At 72.6% G+C, this 17,138-nt stretch carries 14 protein-coding genes; 3 read left to right on the top strand and 11 right to left on the bottom strand.

Annotation, left to right across the window (positions count from 1 at the left end):
* Positions 1-161: 161 nt before the first annotated feature.
* On the top strand, positions 162-4,124 hold the full coding sequence (locus tag VMF51_RS15645) for an Ig-like domain repeat protein (RefSeq protein ID WP_325475384.1): 3,963 nt from the start codon (positions 162-164) through the stop codon (positions 4,122-4,124).
* A 7-nt stretch (positions 4,125-4,131) separates the two neighbouring features.
* Here the strand turns inward: VMF51_RS15645 and VMF51_RS15640 are convergent, their stop codons facing one another.
* The 5 genes from VMF51_RS15640 to VMF51_RS15620 form a co-directional block, all read right to left on the bottom strand.
* The gene (locus tag VMF51_RS15640) at positions 4,132-4,827 is read right to left on the bottom strand and encodes a hemerythrin domain-containing protein (RefSeq protein WP_325475383.1); all 696 of its coding nucleotides are present in this window, start codon (positions 4,825-4,827) and stop codon (positions 4,132-4,134) included.
* 53 nt (positions 4,828-4,880) lie between these two features.
* Complete coding sequence (locus VMF51_RS15635) at positions 4,881-6,566, bottom strand: ribonuclease J (RefSeq protein WP_325475382.1); 1,686 nt, start codon at positions 6,564-6,566, stop codon at positions 4,881-4,883.
* Between the two features lie 9 nt (positions 6,567-6,575).
* Positions 6,576-7,484 carry a 4-hydroxy-tetrahydrodipicolinate synthase gene (dapA, locus tag VMF51_RS15630; RefSeq protein ID WP_325475381.1) on the bottom strand — a complete coding sequence of 303 codons (909 nt, stop codon included), beginning with the start codon at positions 7,482-7,484 and terminating at the stop codon, positions 6,576-6,578.
* Between the two features lie 112 nt (positions 7,485-7,596).
* On the bottom strand, positions 7,597-8,514 hold the full coding sequence (locus VMF51_RS15625) for an LLM class F420-dependent oxidoreductase (RefSeq protein WP_325475380.1): 918 nt from the start codon (positions 8,512-8,514) through the stop codon (positions 7,597-7,599).
* A gap of 27 nt (positions 8,515-8,541) precedes the next feature.
* Complete coding sequence (locus tag VMF51_RS15620; RefSeq protein WP_325475379.1) at positions 8,542-9,156, bottom strand: TetR family transcriptional regulator; 615 nt, start codon at positions 9,154-9,156, stop codon at positions 8,542-8,544.
* Positions 9,157-9,256: 100 nt separating this feature from the next.
* Between VMF51_RS15620 and VMF51_RS15615 the strand changes: the two genes are divergently transcribed.
* The gene (locus tag VMF51_RS15615) at positions 9,257-10,696 is read left to right on the top strand and encodes an MFS transporter (protein ID WP_325475378.1); all 1,440 of its coding nucleotides are present in this window, start codon (positions 9,257-9,259) and stop codon (positions 10,694-10,696) included.
* On the opposite strand, the gene VMF51_RS15610 is transcribed toward VMF51_RS15615, so the two are convergent.
* From VMF51_RS15610 to gcvT, 6 genes are read right to left on the bottom strand one after another with little or no spacing between them, the layout of a single operon-like run.
* Positions 10,693-11,190, bottom strand: coding sequence for a dihydrofolate reductase (locus VMF51_RS15610; protein WP_325475377.1), 498 nt, complete (start codon positions 11,188-11,190; stop codon positions 10,693-10,695). The genes VMF51_RS15615 and VMF51_RS15610 overlap by 4 nt on opposite strands.
* Entirely contained in the window at positions 11,187-11,981 is a 795-nt protein-coding gene (locus VMF51_RS15605; protein WP_325475376.1) for a thymidylate synthase, read from the bottom strand. Before VMF51_RS15605 ends, VMF51_RS15610 begins: the two co-directional genes overlap by 4 nt.
* A 9-nt stretch (positions 11,982-11,990) precedes the next feature.
* Complete coding sequence (locus VMF51_RS15600) at positions 11,991-12,821, bottom strand: PhzF family phenazine biosynthesis protein (protein ID WP_325475375.1); 831 nt, start codon at positions 12,819-12,821, stop codon at positions 11,991-11,993.
* A gap of 17 nt (positions 12,822-12,838) precedes the next feature.
* On the bottom strand, positions 12,839-14,125 hold the full coding sequence (locus VMF51_RS15595; RefSeq protein WP_325475374.1) for a hypothetical protein: 1,287 nt from the start codon (positions 14,123-14,125) through the stop codon (positions 12,839-12,841).
* A 24-nt stretch (positions 14,126-14,149) separates the two neighbouring features.
* Entirely contained in the window at positions 14,150-14,407 is a 258-nt protein-coding gene (locus VMF51_RS15590; RefSeq protein ID WP_325475373.1) for a hypothetical protein, read from the bottom strand.
* Between the two features lie 4 nt (positions 14,408-14,411).
* Positions 14,412-15,536, bottom strand: a complete 1,125-nt coding sequence (gene gcvT, locus VMF51_RS15585; protein WP_325475372.1) for a glycine cleavage system aminomethyltransferase GcvT — start codon at positions 15,534-15,536, stop codon at positions 14,412-14,414.
* A 39-nt stretch (positions 15,537-15,575) separates the two neighbouring features.
* Between gcvT and VMF51_RS15580 the strand changes: the two genes are divergently transcribed.
* The gene (locus tag VMF51_RS15580; RefSeq protein ID WP_325475371.1) at positions 15,576-17,075 is read left to right on the top strand and encodes a leucyl aminopeptidase; all 1,500 of its coding nucleotides are present in this window, start codon (positions 15,576-15,578) and stop codon (positions 17,073-17,075) included.
* Positions 17,076-17,138 lie beyond the last annotated feature (63 nt).

The following is a 17,138-nucleotide window of genomic DNA, read 5'->3' as shown; positions in this document are numbered from 1 at the left end:
CCGACCCTAGGCGATCGTCACACCCGTCACAGGGACCCCAGGAGTGACGGGGCGGCGTGTCGTCCCCCTGGACCGCTGTCGGCGGGTATCCCTAGGGTTTCCGCTGGCGGCGGGCCTGGTCCGCGCCACCCACCACATCCGCGTCGAGGGGTAGCTCAGTCGTGAAGATCCTCAGTCAAGGCCTCAGCCTCGTGCTGCTCGGCGCCGGCCTCGCGGCCGTGCCCCTCGCCACGAGCTCGGCAGCCCCGGCGGCCGCCGAGCCGTCGATCGTGCAGCGCCTGAAGGACGACGCCCAGGGCACGGCCCGGGTCGCCGTGGAGCCCGCGACGGGCCGGATCGGTTTCGCGCGCGCCCGCGACCTGCTCCCCTCCGTGCCGGCGACCTCGCGGTCGTCCGCGACGGCCAAGGCCACGGCGTACCTCGACGAGTACGCCCCCGCTTTCGGCGCGCGCGCGAGCGAGCTGGAGCGCGGTGAGGTCCGCAGCACGACCGGCGGCTGGACGATCGAGTACCACCAGTCCTACCGCGGTGTCCCCGTCTTCGGCGCCGAGCTGCGGGCCCACGTCGACGCCGAGGGCGACCTCACGGCGGTCAACGGGTTCGCCGTGCCCGGCCTCGACCTCTCCGTCACCCCGGGTCTCAGCGAGGCGGAGGCCTCGGCGAAAGCCGTGCGCCTCGTGCGGAACGCCCCGTCCGGCGGGAGGGAGGCCCAGCAAGGGGCCGCCGGCCTGCGCGCCGCGAGCGCCGAGCTGATGGTCTACCGGATGGGCTCGACGCGCGGCGTCGAGGGCGACGCGGTCCTCGCCTGGGTCGTGGAGGTGACAAACGAGCAGGACACCCGCGAGACGGTGATCCTCGACGCCGACACCGGCAAGTCGGTCAACCGCTGGTCGATGATCGCCCACGCCCTCGACCGGGAGCTGTACGAAGCGCACGACAACGGCACACCCCGCGACTTCAGCGACGACACCCGCACCCTGGAGTGGCAGGAGGGCGACCCCTTCCCGGCCGGGCTCGACGACGACCAGGCCAGCGAGGTCCTCGGCGCGAGCGAGACGTACTGGCTGTTCAAGAACGCCTTCGGCTACGACTCCTTCGACGGCGCCGGCGCGAAGATGATCACGGTCAACAACGACCCGCAGATCCAGTGCCCCAACGCCAGCTGGAACGGTGTCTCCACCAACTACTGCAGCGGCGTCTCCTCCGACGACACGGTCGCGCACGAGTGGGCTCACGCCTACACCGAGTACACCTCCGGTCTCGTCTACCAGTGGCAGTCGGGCGCGATGAACGAGGCGTACTCCGACATCTGGGGCGAGACCGTCGACCTGCTCAACGACCGGATGAACGCCGACGAGGACCTCCCGCGGCAGGCCGAGGACTGCTCGGCGTACAGCAAGGCCCTGATCACCGTCGAGATCACCGCACCCGCGAGCGTCGCGGGCCCCTGCCTGGCCGCCGCGGCCGCGGGTGCCGACAGCTTCGTCGGCGAGACCGTCGCCCAGGTCGTCGTCGGCCGGGACAGCGCCGCGAGCGGCAGCACCACGGACGGGTGCAGCCCGTTCACGAACGCCGCTCAGCTCGCCGGCAAGTGGGTCTATGTCGACGAGAACCTCACCCGGAACGGCTGCTACAACACCACCCAGGGCGAGAACGCCGCGGCCGCCGGCGCGACCGGCATCATCATCGGTTCCGACCCCGCCTTCGCGCCGTGGAACATGCCGGGCGAGGAGTTCACCATCCCCGCCCTGCAGGTCGACGGCGGCTCGGGAGCCCGCTTCAAGACCGCGGGCACCAGCACGGTGCGCGTGGCCGCGACGACGGTCACCGACGACCCGTCGGCCCGGTGGCTGTCCGGCGAGGAGGACGCCGCCTTCGGCGGCGCGATCCGCGACATGTGGAACCCCACCTGCTACGGCGACCCGGGCAAGGTCTCGGACGAGGAGTACCACTGCGACACCTCCGACGCGGGCGGCGTCCACCACAACTCCGGCGTGGTCAACCACACCTTCGCCCTGCTCGTCGACGGGAGCACCTACAACGGCGTCACCGTGCCGGGGATCGGGCTCGACAAGACGGCGCACATCTTCTGGAAGACCCAGGTCGACTTCCTCACACCGACGTCCGACTTCGCCGACCTCGCCGACAGCCTCACCCAGTCCTGCTCCGACCTCATCGGGGAGGACATCAAGCAGCTGGTGATCGGCACCAGCGAGACCGGCGGAGCCGAGGTCGCCGCGCCGCTCGCCGACCCCGTCACCGCGACCGACTGCGAGGCGGTCACCGCGGCCGTCACCGCCACCGAGCTGCGGGCCGAGCCCGTGCAGTGCGCGTTCGGCCCGATCCTCGACCCGAACACCCCCGCCCTGTGCGGGCCGGGCTTCCGCACCGCCGTCGCCTTCGCCGAGGACTTCGAGGACGGCCTCGCCGGCTGGACGCAGGACCAGACCGTCGTCTACCCGGGCGCGTCGGGCATCCCGTGGGCGGCGGACACCTACGCTCCCGGTGACCGCGCCGGCGGCGTCGCGTACGGCGCCACCCCGGGCGGCGGGAGCTGCCTGGGCGACGCCGACGACCTCTCGTCGCGCAACGGGCTGATCAGCCCGACCATCACCGTCCCGGCCGGCACCGCACCGCGGCTCTCGTTCGACCACTACGTGGCGACCGAGATCGACTACGACGGCGCCAACGTCAAGGTCAGCGTCGGCGGCGGCGCGTTCACCACCGTCCCGACCGCGGCGTACGTCTTCAACGCTCCGGGCGCCCAGCTCGCGACCGCGGAGGAGGAGAACACCAACCCGATGGCCGGCGAGCCCGCCTTCACCGGCACCAACGGCAACGAGCCGGGCGGCTCGTGGGGCACCTCGATCATCGACCTCGGCCAGGTCCCCGGGGCCGCTCCGGGCGCGCAGGTGCGGTTCCGCTTCGACGTCGGGCGCGACGGCTGCGGCGGGCTCGACGGCTGGTACGTCGACAACGTCGAGGTCTCGGTCTGCGTCGCGGACGCGGACGCCGTGCGGATCACCCACGTGCCCGAGCCGTCCGGGTACGGACAGCCTCACCGTCTGGACGTGACCATCGCCGGCCGCGTACCGGGTGGCACCGTGACGGCGATCGAGGACGGGAACCCCCTCGCGACCGCGCCCGTCGAGACAGGACGCGCGAGCATCGACCTCCCTGCGGATCTGGCGATGGGCAGCCACGACCTCACCGTCGAGTACTCGGGCGACTCCCGGAACGATCCGGCCTCCGCCAGCATCACGATCCAGGTCACCAAGGCCGTCAGCACGATCAGCGCCGTGCACACGCCCGAGCCCGTGACTCTCGGTCAACCGCACAGCCTCGCGGTCACCGTGAGTGGCACCAGTCCAACCGGATCGGTCTCGGCGTTCGCCGGAGACACTCCGCTGGGCACCGCCACCCTCGGCGACGGGATCGCCACGATCCCGCTCCCGATCGACTTCAGCGCCGGGACCCACGCGCTCCGGCTGGAGTACAGCGGCGACGCCCAGAACAACAGTGCGGTCGCGACCACGACGATTTCGGTCGCCAAGGTGGCGAGCACCGTGGTGTTCACCCACACGCCCGAACCGGCCACGTACGGACAGCCGCACCGTCTCGACGTCACCGTGGCGGGCACCTCCCCCACGGGAGTCGTGACGGCCACGACGGGCGGTCGGACCCTCGGAACCGCGACACTCAGCACCGGCAGGGCGAGCATCGCTCTGCCCGCGATCCTGGCGGCGGGCAGCCACGCGATCAGCGTCCGCTACCTGGGTGACGCGGTGAACGCCGCAGCCTCGCGGGCGATCACGGTCCGGGTCGCGAAGGCGAGGTCCAGGACCTCGGCGTCCGCCTCGCCGAAGCGGGTCGCTGCCGGCCGGGCGATCCGGGTCCGCGCGCGCGTCACCGTGCCCGGGTCCGTGCGGCCCACCGGCAAGGTCGTCGTGACCTCGAAGGGCAAGCGGGTCGGCACCGGCTCGGTCAACCGGCAGGGCCGGGCGACCCTGAAGGTCCGGCGCCTGAGGGCCGGACGGCACACCCTCGTGGTGACCTACGCCGGCACCCACTCGATCGCCGCCAGCAAGGACCGGGTCCGCGTCGTCGTGACCCGCCGGAGGTAGGCCCGGCTCAGGTCCAGTCGGCGTAGTTCTGCAGCGTGAGCGCCGGCACCCGGGCGGCCGGCGTCCCCGCCCACAGCTTCCGGGACCGCCGGGCGTAGGCCCGGCGCCGGAGCCGGTGCAGCAGCCGGGGTACGGCGGGCATCCGCGCGAGCACCGCGCCGCGGGTGGACGGGTCGGCGCCGTCCAGCAGCCAGTGCACCTCCAGTGCCCGCTGCGCCGGGCTGGTCGCGCCGGCCGCGCGCAGCCGTTGCCAGTCCTGCCACTGCTCGGCGCTCAGGCTGCCGAGGGCGACGGGCACCAGCTCGGCCTCCTCGCGCTCCAGGTGCGGCAGCAGCACCGAGTCGAGATCCGTCAGCGCGCTCAGCAGCCGGTCGGGCTCCGCACCCTCGGCGAACTCGCGGGCCGCCTCCTCCAGCACCCCCGCCGCAGGCGCGATCGCACCGTGCTCGGCGTCGACGGTCGCGACCAGCGGCGCCGCCGCCGGCTGGCGGTCCACCACGAGCGGGTACAGGGCGTCCTCGGCCTCGTGATGACGACGGAGAGCGCCCATCAGCCACACCAGGTGGTCGCCGAGCACGAGACGACGGCCGTCCCGGTCGCCGCCGGCGGCGACGATCCGGGCTCGGACCAGGTCACGCCGGAAGGCCGCGTGGGCCGTCCGGATCATCGAGGGGTCGGGCGCTGGGGGTGCCTCGCTCGCCATGGGACCCGAGTCTCGGGTCCCGAGGTCGAGCGCAGCGAGCGTTTACGTCACGATCAGGCTTCGATGACGACCGGGATGATCATCGGCCGACGCCGGTGCGCGCTGTTCACCCAGCGGCCCACGACGCGTCGTACCGTCTGCTGGAGCTGGTAGGCGTCGGTGTTGCCCTCCGAGATGGCCCGGTCGAGCGCGTCGATGATCGGCTGCTTGATCTCGTCGAAGGTCGCGTCGTCCAGCGCGTTGCCGCGGGCGTGGATCTCGGGTCCGGCGGCGACCTTCCCGCTCACCGAGTCGACGACGACGATGATCGAGATGAAGCCCTCCTCCCCCAGGATCCGGCGGTCCTTCAGGTCGGACTCGGTGACGTCGCCGACCGAGGAGCCGTCCACGAAGACGTTGCCGCACTCGACCTTGCCGACGACCTTCGCGACCTTGTCGACCAAGTCGACGACGACGCCGTCCTCGGCGATGACGACGTTCGGTACGCCGGTGGCCCGCGCCAGGTCGGCGTTGGCCAGCATGTGCCGGATCTCGCCGTGCACCGGCAGCACGTTGCGCGGCTGCACGATGTTGTAGCAGTAGAGCAGCTCGCCGGCACTCGCGTGACCCGAGACGTGCACCATCGCGTTGCCCTTGTGGACCACCTTCGCGCCCCAGCGGGCCAGGCCGTTGATGACGCGGTAGACGGCGTTCTCGTTGCCCGGGATCAGGCTCGAGGCGAGCAGGACGGTGTCGCCCTCCTCGATGTGCACGAAGTTGTGGTTGCGCTGGGCGATCCGGCTCAGCGCGCTCATCGGCTCGCCCTGCGAGCCGGTCGAGATCAGCACCACCCGCTCGGCCGGGAGCGTCGCGAGCTCCTTGGCCTCGACCAGCACCCCCTCGGGCACGTTCAGGTAGCCCAGGTCGCGGGCGATGGCCATGTTGCGGACCATCGAGCGGCCGACGTACGCGACCTTGCGGCGGTGCGCGACGGCAGCGTCGAGGATCTGCTGGACGCGGTGCACGTGCGAGGCGAAGCAGGCCACGATGATGCGCTGGCTCGACTCGCGGAAGACCTGGTCGATGACCGGGGTGATCTTCTTCTCCGACGGGGTGAAGCCCGGGGTCTCGGCGTTCGTGGAGTCGGTGAGGAAGAGGTCGACGCCCTCGTCGCCCAGCCGCGCGAAGGCACGCAGGTCGGTGATCCGACCGTCCAGCGGCAGCTGGTCCATCTTGAAGTCGCCGGTGTGCAGCACCATGCCGGCACCCGTGCGGATCACCACCGCGAGCGCGTCGGGGATGGAGTGGTTGACCGCGACGAACTCCAGCTCGAACGGGCCGAAGGTGAGCTTGTCGCCCTCCTTGACCTGGTGGTGCACGGTCTCGCGCAGCCGGTGCTCGCGGAGCTTGCTGTCGAGCAGGGCGAGGGTCAGCTGGGAGCCGACGAGCGGGATGTCCTGGCGCTCACGCAGCAGGTACGGCGTCGCGCCGATGTGGTCCTCGTGCCCGTGGGTGAGCACCAGCGCCTCGACGTCGTCGAGGCGGTCCCGGATCGAGCTCCAGTCGGGCAGGATCAGGTCGACGCCCGGCTGGTGGTCCTCCGGGAAGAGCACGCCGCAGTCGACGATCAGGATGCGGCCGTCGTACTCGAACGAGGTCATGTTGCGCCCGACCTCGCCGAGACCGCCGAACGCGGTGACCCGGAGCCCTCCTTCCGGCAGTGCGGGCGGTGCGGAGAGCTCGGGGTGGGGGTGACTCATGCGTGTCCTTTACAGCAGGTCGGATGCCGCCAGCCCCGCCCGCAGTGCCGCGACCTCCGCGTCGTCCAGCGCCACGAGCGGCGAGCGGACGTTGCGGTTGTCGAGCACACCGAGAAGCTGGAGAGCGGCCTTGGCAGTTGTCGCTCCGTAGTTGGCGACGCCCATGACGGCGTCGATCGCGGGGAGCAGCCGCGTGAAGATCTGCAGGGCCGTGGCGTGGTCGCCGGCCCAGTAGGAGTCGGCCATCGCCTTCAGCTCGGAGCCCGCCGCGTGGCCGACCACGCTGACGAACCCGACGGCGCCGTGCGCCAGCCAGGCGAGGTTGGCCTCGTCGTCGCCGGAGTAGACGGCGTAGCCGAGCTCGCGGATGCGGACCCCGCGCGCGAAGTCGCCCACGGCGTCCTTGACCGCGACGACCTCGTCCCAGGCGATCGCCTGCTCGTAGGTCTCGAGTCCGATCGTCGAGCCGGTCCGGCCCGGGACGTCGTACAGCATGACGGGCAGCTCCGCCGCGTCCACCACCTGGCGGAAGTGCGCGAGGATGCCGCGCTGGCCGGGCTTGTTGTAGTACGGCGTGACGAGCAGGACGCCGTCGGCGCCGTTCTTGCGGGCCTGGTGGGCCAGCGAGATCGAGGTGCGGGTGTCGTTGGTGCCGACGCCGGCGACGATCTTGATCTCGGTGCCGACCGCGTCGCGGACCGCCGCGAGGATGTCGCCGTCCTCGTCGGGGGTCGTCGTCGGCGACTCGCCCGTGGTCCCCGAGACCACCAGCCCGTCGTGGCCGTGGGCCACGAGGTGCTTCGCGACCTTCACCGTCCCGTCGAGGTCCAGGGACCCGTCGTCGTGGAACGCGGTGGCCATCGCCGTCAGCACATGGCCGAACGGCGCCGCGGGCGCAGAGGTGGTGCCGGACGTCATGGGAGCCAGGCTATCCCTCCCCCCACCGAGCCGCGCGACCCGTCACCTTCTCGGCACTTCCCGCGGCGTGTCGTCGCACGATCGACGGGTTCGGCCGCGGCGCCGGCGCGCCTCAGACGTACGGCATGACCTCGGCCGCGACCAGGCGCAGGTGATCGAGGTCGGCGAGGTCGAGCACCTGCAGGTACACCCGCTCGGCGCCGAGGGCGGCGTACCGCGCGATCTTGTCGACGACCTCCTGGGGCGTGCCGGCGAGGCCGTTCTCGCGCAGCTCGGCGGGCTCGCGCCCGATCGCCGCGGCCCGGCGGGCGATCTCGGCCTCGTCGGAGCCGACGCACAACACCAGGGCGTTCGACCACGCCATCGTCGCCGGATCGCGCTCGATCGCCTCGCAGGCGGCACGGACCCGGGCGAACTGGTCCTTGGTCGTGGCCTCGTCGACGAACGGCAGGTTGAACTCGTCGGCGTACGACGCCGCGAGGGCCGGGGTGCGCTTCTTGCCGAGACCGCCGATCAGCACCGGCGGCCTGGCCTGGGTCGGCTTGGGCAGACCCGGGCTGTCGGTGACGGAGTAGTGCGCGCCGTCGAAGCTGAAGCCGCCCGGTGTGGCCCAGAGCCCGGTGATGATCGCGAGCTGCTCCTCGAACCGGTCGAACCGCTCCCCCGTCGACGGGAACGGGATGGCGTACTTGGTGTGCTCGGCCTCGAACCAGCCGGCGCCGATGCCGAGCTCGACCCGCCCGCCGCTCATCTGGTCGACGTTCGCGACGCTGATCGCCAGCGGCCCCGGGTGCCGGAACGTCGCGCTCGTCATCATCGTCCCGAGCCGGATCGTCGAGGTCTCGCGAGCCAGCCCCGCGAGCGTGATCCACGCGTCGCTCGGGCCGGGCAGGCCCTCGGTGCCCATCCCCAGGTAGTGGTCGGAGCGGAAGAACGCCTCGAAGCCGAGCTCCTCGGCCTCGAGGGCGACCGCGAGAAGGTCGTCGTACGTCGCGCCCTGCTGGGGCTCGGTGAAGATGCGCAGCTCCATGCCTCGAGCCTGTCAGACGGGTGGGGATCAGCCCGCGTCGCCACCCGCGATCGCGCGGATCAGGCGGCCGAGCTCGGCACGGAGTACGTCGGGGTCCGCGCTGACGAGCGGCTCGCCGGGGATCAGGGACCGCAGCAGCGTCACCCCCGAGAGCAGGGCGAACAGCAGCTCGGCCCGCAGGCGCGCGGTCGCCGGATCGGCGGGCGGGTCGACCAGCACCTGCTCCATCCGGTCGATCGACGCCATCAGTCCTTCCTGGCGCAGCCCGCCGACCCGCTCCTCGTCGATCCCCCCGCCGCGCAGCAGGAGCAGCAGCGGATGCTCGTGACCGAACTCCGGCCAGGCGTCGGGTGCGAGGTTCGCGATGATCGACTCGACGAGGGACTCCGGCGTCGGGACCGGCTGATCGTCGAGGACCTGGGACGAGTCCGCCACCACGGCGGCGAAGAGCCCGTCCTTGGAGCCGAAGTAGCGCGCGATCAGCGACACGTTGACGCCAGCGTCGGAGGCGATGTCGCGGGTCGTGGTCCGGTCGTACCCGAGGACGGCGAAACGCCGCCGGGCGGCGCGCAGCAGCGCCGCCCGGGTCGCCTCGGCGTCGCGAGCGCGGCCACTGCGTGCAGGTTCGGGCTTCGGGGACACGCCGCCATTCTGCCGCATGTAATCAAGCGTTTGACAAGAACCCCGCCTCGTTCTTAACGTCCATATGTAATCGCGTGTTTGCATGTTCGAGAGGACCTTGATGAGCTCCCACCCCACCCCGTCGCCCCTGCGGGCGAACCTCGAGATCGCGGCCATCGGTCTCGGCGCCCTGATGGCGTCGCTGTCCCAGACGCTGATCATCCCGGTGCTGCCGGTCATCGAGGCCGACATCGGGGCGTCGGTGACCCAGTCGCAGTGGCTGCTGACCTCGACGCTGCTCGTCGGCGCCGTCGCGGTGCCGATCATCAGCCGCCTCGCCGACATGTTCGGCCGGCGGCGGATGCTCCTGGTCGCCCTGCTGTCGCTGGCCGCCGGCTCCCTGATCGACGCGCTGACCACCGACGTGACCCTGATGATCATCGGCCGCGCGCTGTGCGGCCTCTCGGGCGCCTCGATCCCCCTGGGCATCAGCCTCCTGGCCACCCAGCTGCCCCCGGCCCGCCGCGGCTCGGCCACCGCGCTGATCAGCGCCATGCTCGGCATCGGCGGCGCCCTCGGCCTGCCGCTGGCCGGCCTGCTGGCCGACAACGTGGACTACCACGCCCTGTTCTGGATCGGCGGCGTCGGCGCCCTGCTGAGCGCCGTGACCGTGTTCGTCCTCGTCGACGAGCCGCCGCTCGGCGACCCCGGCAAGGTCGACTTCGCCGGCATGGCCCTGCTGGCTCTCGGCCTGGTCGCCCTGGTCCTCCCGCTCTCCCAGGCCTCCAGCTGGGGCTGGGCGTCCGCCCGGACGATCGGCCTGCTGGTCGCCTCCGTCGTCCTGCTGGCGCTGCTCTGGGTGATCGAGCGCCGCGTGCACAACCCGCTGGTCGACATGCGCACCCTCGCGCGCCCGCCGATCGTGATCACGAACGTCGCGTCCCTGTTCTTCGGCTTCGCGCTGTTCGCCAGCTTCGTCGGCACCGCCAACTACGTGCAGATGCCCGAGGAGACCGGCTACGGCTTCGGCTCCAGCGTGCTGGTCGCCGGCCTCTGCCTGCTGCCCAGCGGCGTGCTGATGCTGGTGCTCGCCCCGGTCACCGCCCGCCTGATCGCCTCGTGGGGTCCGGGTCGCGTGCTCGCCACGGCCGGCGTCATCCTCACCGCGGGGCTGCTGCTGCGCATCGTGCTCGTCGACGAGCTGTGGCAGATCATCCTCGGCACCGCCATCATCGGCGCGGGCAGCGGCATCGGGTACGCCAGTCTCCCGGCGCTGATCAACACGCACACGCCGGCCGCCGAGCTCGCGGCCGCCAACGGGATCAACACCCTGGCCCGCTCGCTCGGCAGCACCCTGGCCAGCGCCCTCGGCGGCACCCTGCTCGCCTCGCTCACCGTCAGCGTCGCCGCCCTCGGCGGGGCCGAGCTGCCGTCGCTGACGGCCTTCCGGGTCCTGTTCGGCATCTGCGCCGGCGCGTCGCTCCTCGCCGCGCTGGCCGGGCTCGCGCTCGCCTCGCCGAAGGTCGACACCCCGGAGTCCCGCGAGGAAGTGGTCGTCTAGCCGCGTCCGGACCGCGCGCGGAACACCCGGTCGTACCCCTCGTGGTGCTCCCGCGCGGTCTCGGGCCAGGCGGTCACGTCGTACGGCGGGAAGAACGCGTCGCCCTCCGGAGCCAGGTCGATCTCGCTGAGGACCAGCTCGTCGGCGTACGGCAGCAGGGCGGCGTACACCTGTCCCCCGCCGGCGACCATCACGTCGCCCGGCAGCGTCTCGGCAAGCGCCAGCGCTGCGGCGACGTCGTGGGCGACGAGTACGTCGGGGTGGCCCGCCGACCAGTCCGGGTCGCGGGTGAGCACCACCGTGGTCCGCCCCGGGAGCGGACGGCCGATGGACTCGTAGGTCGTCCGGCCCATCAACAGGGTGTGTCCGAGGGTCAGCTCCTTGAAGAGCCGCTGCTCGCCGGGGACCTGCCAGGGGATGTCGGGACCGTTGCCGATGACGCCGTTGCGGGCGACCGCGGCGACCAGCACCACACGCGTGCCGGTGGGGGTCATACGGCGATCGGCGCCTTGATCCCGGGGTGCGGGTCGTAGCCCTCGACCGCGATGTGCTCGAGGTCGAACTCGTCGAGCGCGGTCACCGACGGGTCCAGCCGCAGCGTCGGGAGCGGGCGTGGCTCGCGGGTGAGCTGCAGCTCGGCCTGCTCCAGGTGGTTGAGGTAGAGGTGCGCGTCGCCGAAGGTGTGCACGAAGTCGCCGACCTCGAGCCCGGTCACCTGGGCGACCATGTGCGTCAGCAGGGCGTACGACGCGATGTTGAACGGCACGCCCAGGAACACGTCGGCCGAGCGTTGGTAGAGCTGGCAGGAGAGCTTCCCGTCGGCCACGTAGAACTGGAACATCGTGTGGCACGGAGCGAGCGCCATGTCCGGGATGTCGGCGACGTTCCAGGCGCTCACGACGTGGCGACGCGAGTCGGGGTTGGTGCGGATCTGCTCGACGACCTGGGCGATCTGGTCGACGTGGCGCCCGTCGGGCGTCGGCCAGGACCGCCACTGGTAGCCGTAGACCGGGCCGAGGTCACCGTTCTCGTCGGCCCACTCGTCCCAGATCGACACGCCCCGGTCCTGGAGCCACGTCACGTTGGTGTCACCCCTCAGGAACCACAGCAGCTCGGCGAAGACCGAGCGCGTGTGCACCTTCTTCGTGGTGACCAGCGGGAAGCCCTCGCTCAGGTCGAAGCGGAGCTGGTGGCCGAAGACCGACCGGGTCCCGGTGCCGGTGCGGTCGCTCTTCTCGACACCCTCGTCGAGGACCCGGCGGAGGAGATCGAGGTAGGCCTGCACGGGCTCAGCCTAGAGGCCGAGACCGACGGTGCCGACGATGGTCGTGAGGGTGTCGCCCCCGACCCAGACCTCGTCTCCGTCGCGCCGCACGTGTACCCGGCCGGCGCGGCCGAGCGCCGTCCCCTGGCTCGCGACGTACGACGCCGGCAGCCGGTCGCCCGCCAGCCACTGCCCGATCCCCGCGTTGAGCGATCCCGTGACGGGGTCCTCGGCCATCCCGTAGCCGGGGCAGAACGCGCGCACCTCGATCGCCAGCGGCCCCTCGTCGTACGCGCCGACGACGCCGATCTTCAGGTCGCCGAACGCAGCGAAGTCGGGGGTGAGCGACAGGACGGAGGCGGCGTCGGCCAGCTGCACCCCCACCCAGCCAGGCCCGTTGTCGATCCACGTCGACGCCACGATCGCCGACTCCTCGATCCGCAGCGCCCGGCAGATCGCCCTGAGGTCCCCGGCGTCGACCGGTCCGGAGCGCATCAGCGGCGGCGCCTGGAAGGAGAGCCGGCCGGCGTCGTCGCGGGCCAGCCGCACCAGCCCGGCGCCGCACTCCTGGACGACGTCGGCCCCCGCCGCCACCCCGCCGGCCTCCAGCCAGGCGTGCGCGCTGCCGAGGGTCGGGTGCCCGGCGAACGGCAGCTCGCCCCCGGGCGTCCAGATCCGGAGCCGGTAGTCCGCCCCGGGCACGGTCGGCGTCAGCAGGAAGGTGGTCTCGGACAGGTTCGTCCAGCGCGCGAACCGCGCCATCGTCTCGTCGTCCAGGCCGTCGGCGTCGTGGACGACGGCCACCGGGTTGCCGAGCAGCGGCTCGGAGGAGAACACGTCGACCTGGCAGAAGGAGGGCATCTCTGGATGCTAGGCGGTCAGTCGGCGAAGAGCGGCACGTCGCCGGCGGCCGACAGCAGCGTCTCGATCACGCACTGCCCGCTGCCGAGGATGCAGGTCCGCAGCTCCCACGAGCCCGAGGCCGAGCGCCGGGGGAACTCGTCGTCGGCCGACCGCTCCGGCACCGCCACGACCATCACGATGCGCCCGTCGCCCACGAGGGTCGCGGCCACAGCGCGCTCCCCCGGTCCCAGTCCCGTCGAGACGACGCCGCCCAGGACGTCGAGGACGACCGGCCGCCCGTCGACCGCGACCAGGGCGAAGCGCCCGTCGGGCGAGAGCGTCCCGCCGCCGTCCCCACCGTCGCCGACGTACGACGGCCGCCCGCCCGGTCCCTCGAGCCGGACCCGGCCGTCGCCGGCCTGGTAGAGGCGGGCGCCGTCCCGGATGTCGAGGAGCGTCCGGCCCGAGACCCGCACCGGCCTCTCTCCGGGGGCGAGCGCGACGGACCCGGCCGCGTCGTCGACGTAGAGCCGACCCGCGTCGATCGCGACCGGCTCGAGCTCCGAGCCGGTGACGCGGCCGACCTCACCCGGGACGTCGAGGTTGTGGAGGACCACGTCGCCGCCTCTCTCGCGCCAGGCCACGAGCCGGCCGTCGGCCGAGGCGACGACCGGCGACCGCGGGTCGGCCCGGCCCAACCGGAGCCGTCGCCCCGCCTCGTCGACCCGGACCACCGCGCCGTCCCCCGCCACGTAGACGGCTCCGTCGCCCGACGGCACGAGCGCCCGGACCGCGCCGACCGACACGATGGACTCGCGCAGCCGGATCGACCCGCTGGCGTACCAGACCGTGTCGACGAGGCCCGCTGTCGGCTGGACCTCGGCCGGCGGCAGCTCGTCGTAGTCGTCGCTCCCCCGCGCGGACCACACCGCGGTGACCCCGGCCGCGACGAGCAGCGCGGCCACCAGGGCCGCCACGAAGCGCGCCGCGGGCCGGCTGCGGCGGTGGCGCACCAGGTCGTCCAGGACGTCGGCCACCTGCCACGGGTCGAGACCCGCGACCTCCGTGAGCACCGGGGCCACCCGGTCCTGCCACTGCGACGACCTGCGCCGGTCCTCCCAGGTCGCGATCAGGGTGCCGAGGAACACGACGTCGGCGTCGTCCTCGCGGACCGCGCGCACCCAGCCGCGGCGGCAGCGGCCGACGGTCTCCCGGATGACACCGGGCACCAGGAAGCGGGGACAGTCCAGACGCAGCAGCACCTCGCGCAGCACGGGCGCGCGAGCGGCGGCGTACGAGTCGAGGTCGTCGTCCGCCGTCACGGTCGCTCCTCGGGTCGCCCTCCGTCAGGCGTGCAGTGACATCGGGCCGTAGACCCGACGATCGAGGTCGAAGAGGGTGACCGCGTCGACCCCCTGGGCGGCCAGCTCCGACCAGGTCTCGCCGACCCAGGACTCGGCGTCGGCCTGGCTCGGGAAGCGCTGGTCGGCGAGCTCGCCCTCCACGACGACCTCCGTGCCGGTGGCGTCCTCGAGCCGCCAGCGCCACGGGAGCTCGGTCGGCGTCGGCTGGCGGAACGTGTGCGGCTGGTCGGGAAGGTTCACGAGGTCAGTCCTCTCGCACGGACGGGTCGACGAACGGCGGCTTCGTGAGCCGGAAGATCTCGCGCCGCCCGCGGATGTCGACGCCGACCTCGGCGTCCTCGGCGACGAAGGCCGGCAGCAGCGCCAGCCCGACGCCCTTGCGCAGGGTGGGTGAGAACGTCCCCGAGGTGATCTCGCCGAGCAGCACGTCGGGCGTCAGCGAGACGGACATGTGCGGGCGCGGGATGCCGCGCCCGGTCGCGACCAGACCCCGGAGGATCCGCTTCGGCCCGTCGGCGCGCTCGGCGAGGAGGACGTCGTGTCCCCAGAAGGCGTCCTTCTTCCACCCGACGGCCCAGCCGAGACGGGCCTCGTTGGGGGTCACGTCGAGCGAGATGTCCTGCCCGTGGAGCGGGTAGCCCATCTCGGTGCGCAGCGTGTCGCGCGCACCCAGGCCGCACGCCACCATCCCGTGCGCCTCGCCCGCCGCCATCAGGGCGTCCCACAGCGGCTCGGCGACCGCGACCGGCGCGACCAGCTCGTAGCCCCGCTCCCCCGTGTAGCCGGTGCGGCAGACCACGACGGTCGCACCCTCGAAGGGCGCCTCGGCGAACGACATGTAGTCGTGCCCGACGGGCATCCCGACGGCCGCGAGCACCTCGTCGCTGAAGCGGCCCTGGACGGCGAGCACGACGTGGTCGCGGTGCTCGTCGGTGACGCTCACACCCTCGGGCGCGGCGGCCGCGAGGCGACGTACGACCTCGGCGGTGTTGGCGGCGTTGGGGACGAGCAGCACCCGCTCGTCGTCGTGCCAGTAGACGATCAGGTCGTCGACGATCCCGCCGGTCTCCTCGTCGCAGCAGAGGGTGTACTGCGCCTTGCCGGGCCGGATCTTGGCCAGCGAGTTGCTCAGCGTCGCGTCGACGTACGCCGCCGCTCCCGGACCGGTCACCGTCGCCTTGCCGAGGTGGCTCACGTCGAAGATGCCGACGGCCTCGCGCACGGCCGTGTGCTCCTTGACCACGCCGGTCGGGTACTCCAGCGGCATCGTCCAGCCGCCGAACTCGGCGAACTTGGCGCCGAGCGCGACATGGCGCTCGTGCAGCGGCGAGCGGATCAAGGCGGAGTCATCGGCTGCCTGGTCGACCATGTCCGGAACCTATCGCAGCGCCCCGACTATCCTGCGGCGATGACCTCGTTCACGCTGCGCAGCGCCAGCCCCGCCAAGACCCGAGCGGACGCCGTGGTCGTCGGTGTCGTCCAGGGCACGAAGGGCGTCGAGCTGGCGACCGGCGGCGAGGACGTCGCCCAGGCCTACGGCCGCAAGCTCCGTCCGCTGCTCGCGACGCTCGGCGTGACCGGCAAGGTCGGCGAGGTCGTGAAGGTCCCCACCGCCGGCGCGCTCTCGTCGCCGCTGCTGGTCCTGGTCGGCCTCGGGAAGGAGCCCACGCCCGGCGCCGTACGACGGGGCGCGGGCGTCGCCGCGCGCGCCGTGACCAACTCCGCCTCGGTGGCCGTCGCACTGCCGGCGGACTCCGCCGAGCTCGTCCGGGCGGCGACCGAGGGCTGGATCCTCGGCGGGTACGCGTTCACGACGTACAAGAAGGACGCGAAGCGGGAGGCGCCCGGCGAGGTCGTGGTGCTCAGCCCGGTGGCTCGTCGCAAGGAGGTCTCGGCCGCCTTCGACGAGGCCCAGCTCGTGGCCCGGGCGGTCGCGACCACCCGCGACTGGGTCAACACGCCCCCCGGCGACCTGACCCCGCCGGCGTTCGCGGACGCCGTCGTCGCGGCCGGCAAGGAGCTCTCGAAGGGACGCGGCGCACCCAAGGTCAAGATCACGGTCCGCGACGAGCAGGAGCTCGCCGAGCTCGGCTGCGGCGGCATCCTTGGCGTCGGCCAGGGCTCCGCGGCGCCGCCGCGCCTGGTCGAGCTGACCTACGCGCCCCGCGGCGCGAAGCGGCACCTCGCGCTGGTGGGCAAGGGCATCACCTTCGACTCAGGCGGCCTGACCATCAAGCCGGCCCAGAGCATGCACGAGATGAAGTCCGACATGGCGGGCGCCGCCGCCGTGGTGCAGGCGACGTTCGCCATCGCCGCCCTCGGCCTGCCGATCAAGGTCAGCGCCTTCGCCCCGATGGCCGAGAACATGCTCTCCGGCGACTCGGTGCGCCCCGGCGACGTACTGACGATGTACGGCGGCACCACCGTCGAGGTGCTCAACACCGACGCCGAGGGCCGCCTCGTGCTCGCCGACGCGCTGGTCCGCGCGACCGAGGCCAAGCCCGACGTGATCCTCGACGTCGCCACCCTCACCGGGCACATGGTCGTGGCCCTCGGCGACAAGGTCGCGGGCGTCATGGGCTCCGACGACGTCGTCGACCAGGTCCTCGCCGCCGGCCGCACCGCCGGCGAGGAGCTCTGGCCGATGCCGATCCCCGAGCACATGGACGAGCGCGTCCACGGCAGCAAGATCGCCGACCTCGCCCAGCACGACTGGATCCGCTGGGGCGGCGGCCTCTTCGCCGCCGCCTTCCTGCGCGAGTTCACCGCCGGCCTCCCCTGGGCACACCTCGACATCGCCGGCCCCTCCTTCGCCTCCGGCGGCCCCTCCGGCCACGTCACCGCCGGCGGCACGGGCTTCGCCGTCACCACCCTCGTCGAGTACGCCCGCACGATGAGCGGCGCCTGACGCTGGTTGAGGTGCGAGGCGCGCCGACACACACGGCCCCGCCCGACGCTGGTTGAGGTGCAG

The sequence above is a fragment of the Nocardioides sp. genome (assembly GCF_035503875.1).
Classification (GTDB): domain Bacteria; phylum Actinomycetota; class Actinomycetes; order Propionibacteriales; family Nocardioidaceae; genus Nocardioides.
The sequence above is the reverse complement of the archived record's forward strand: the minus strand, read 5'-3'. Positions and strand labels throughout refer to the sequence as shown.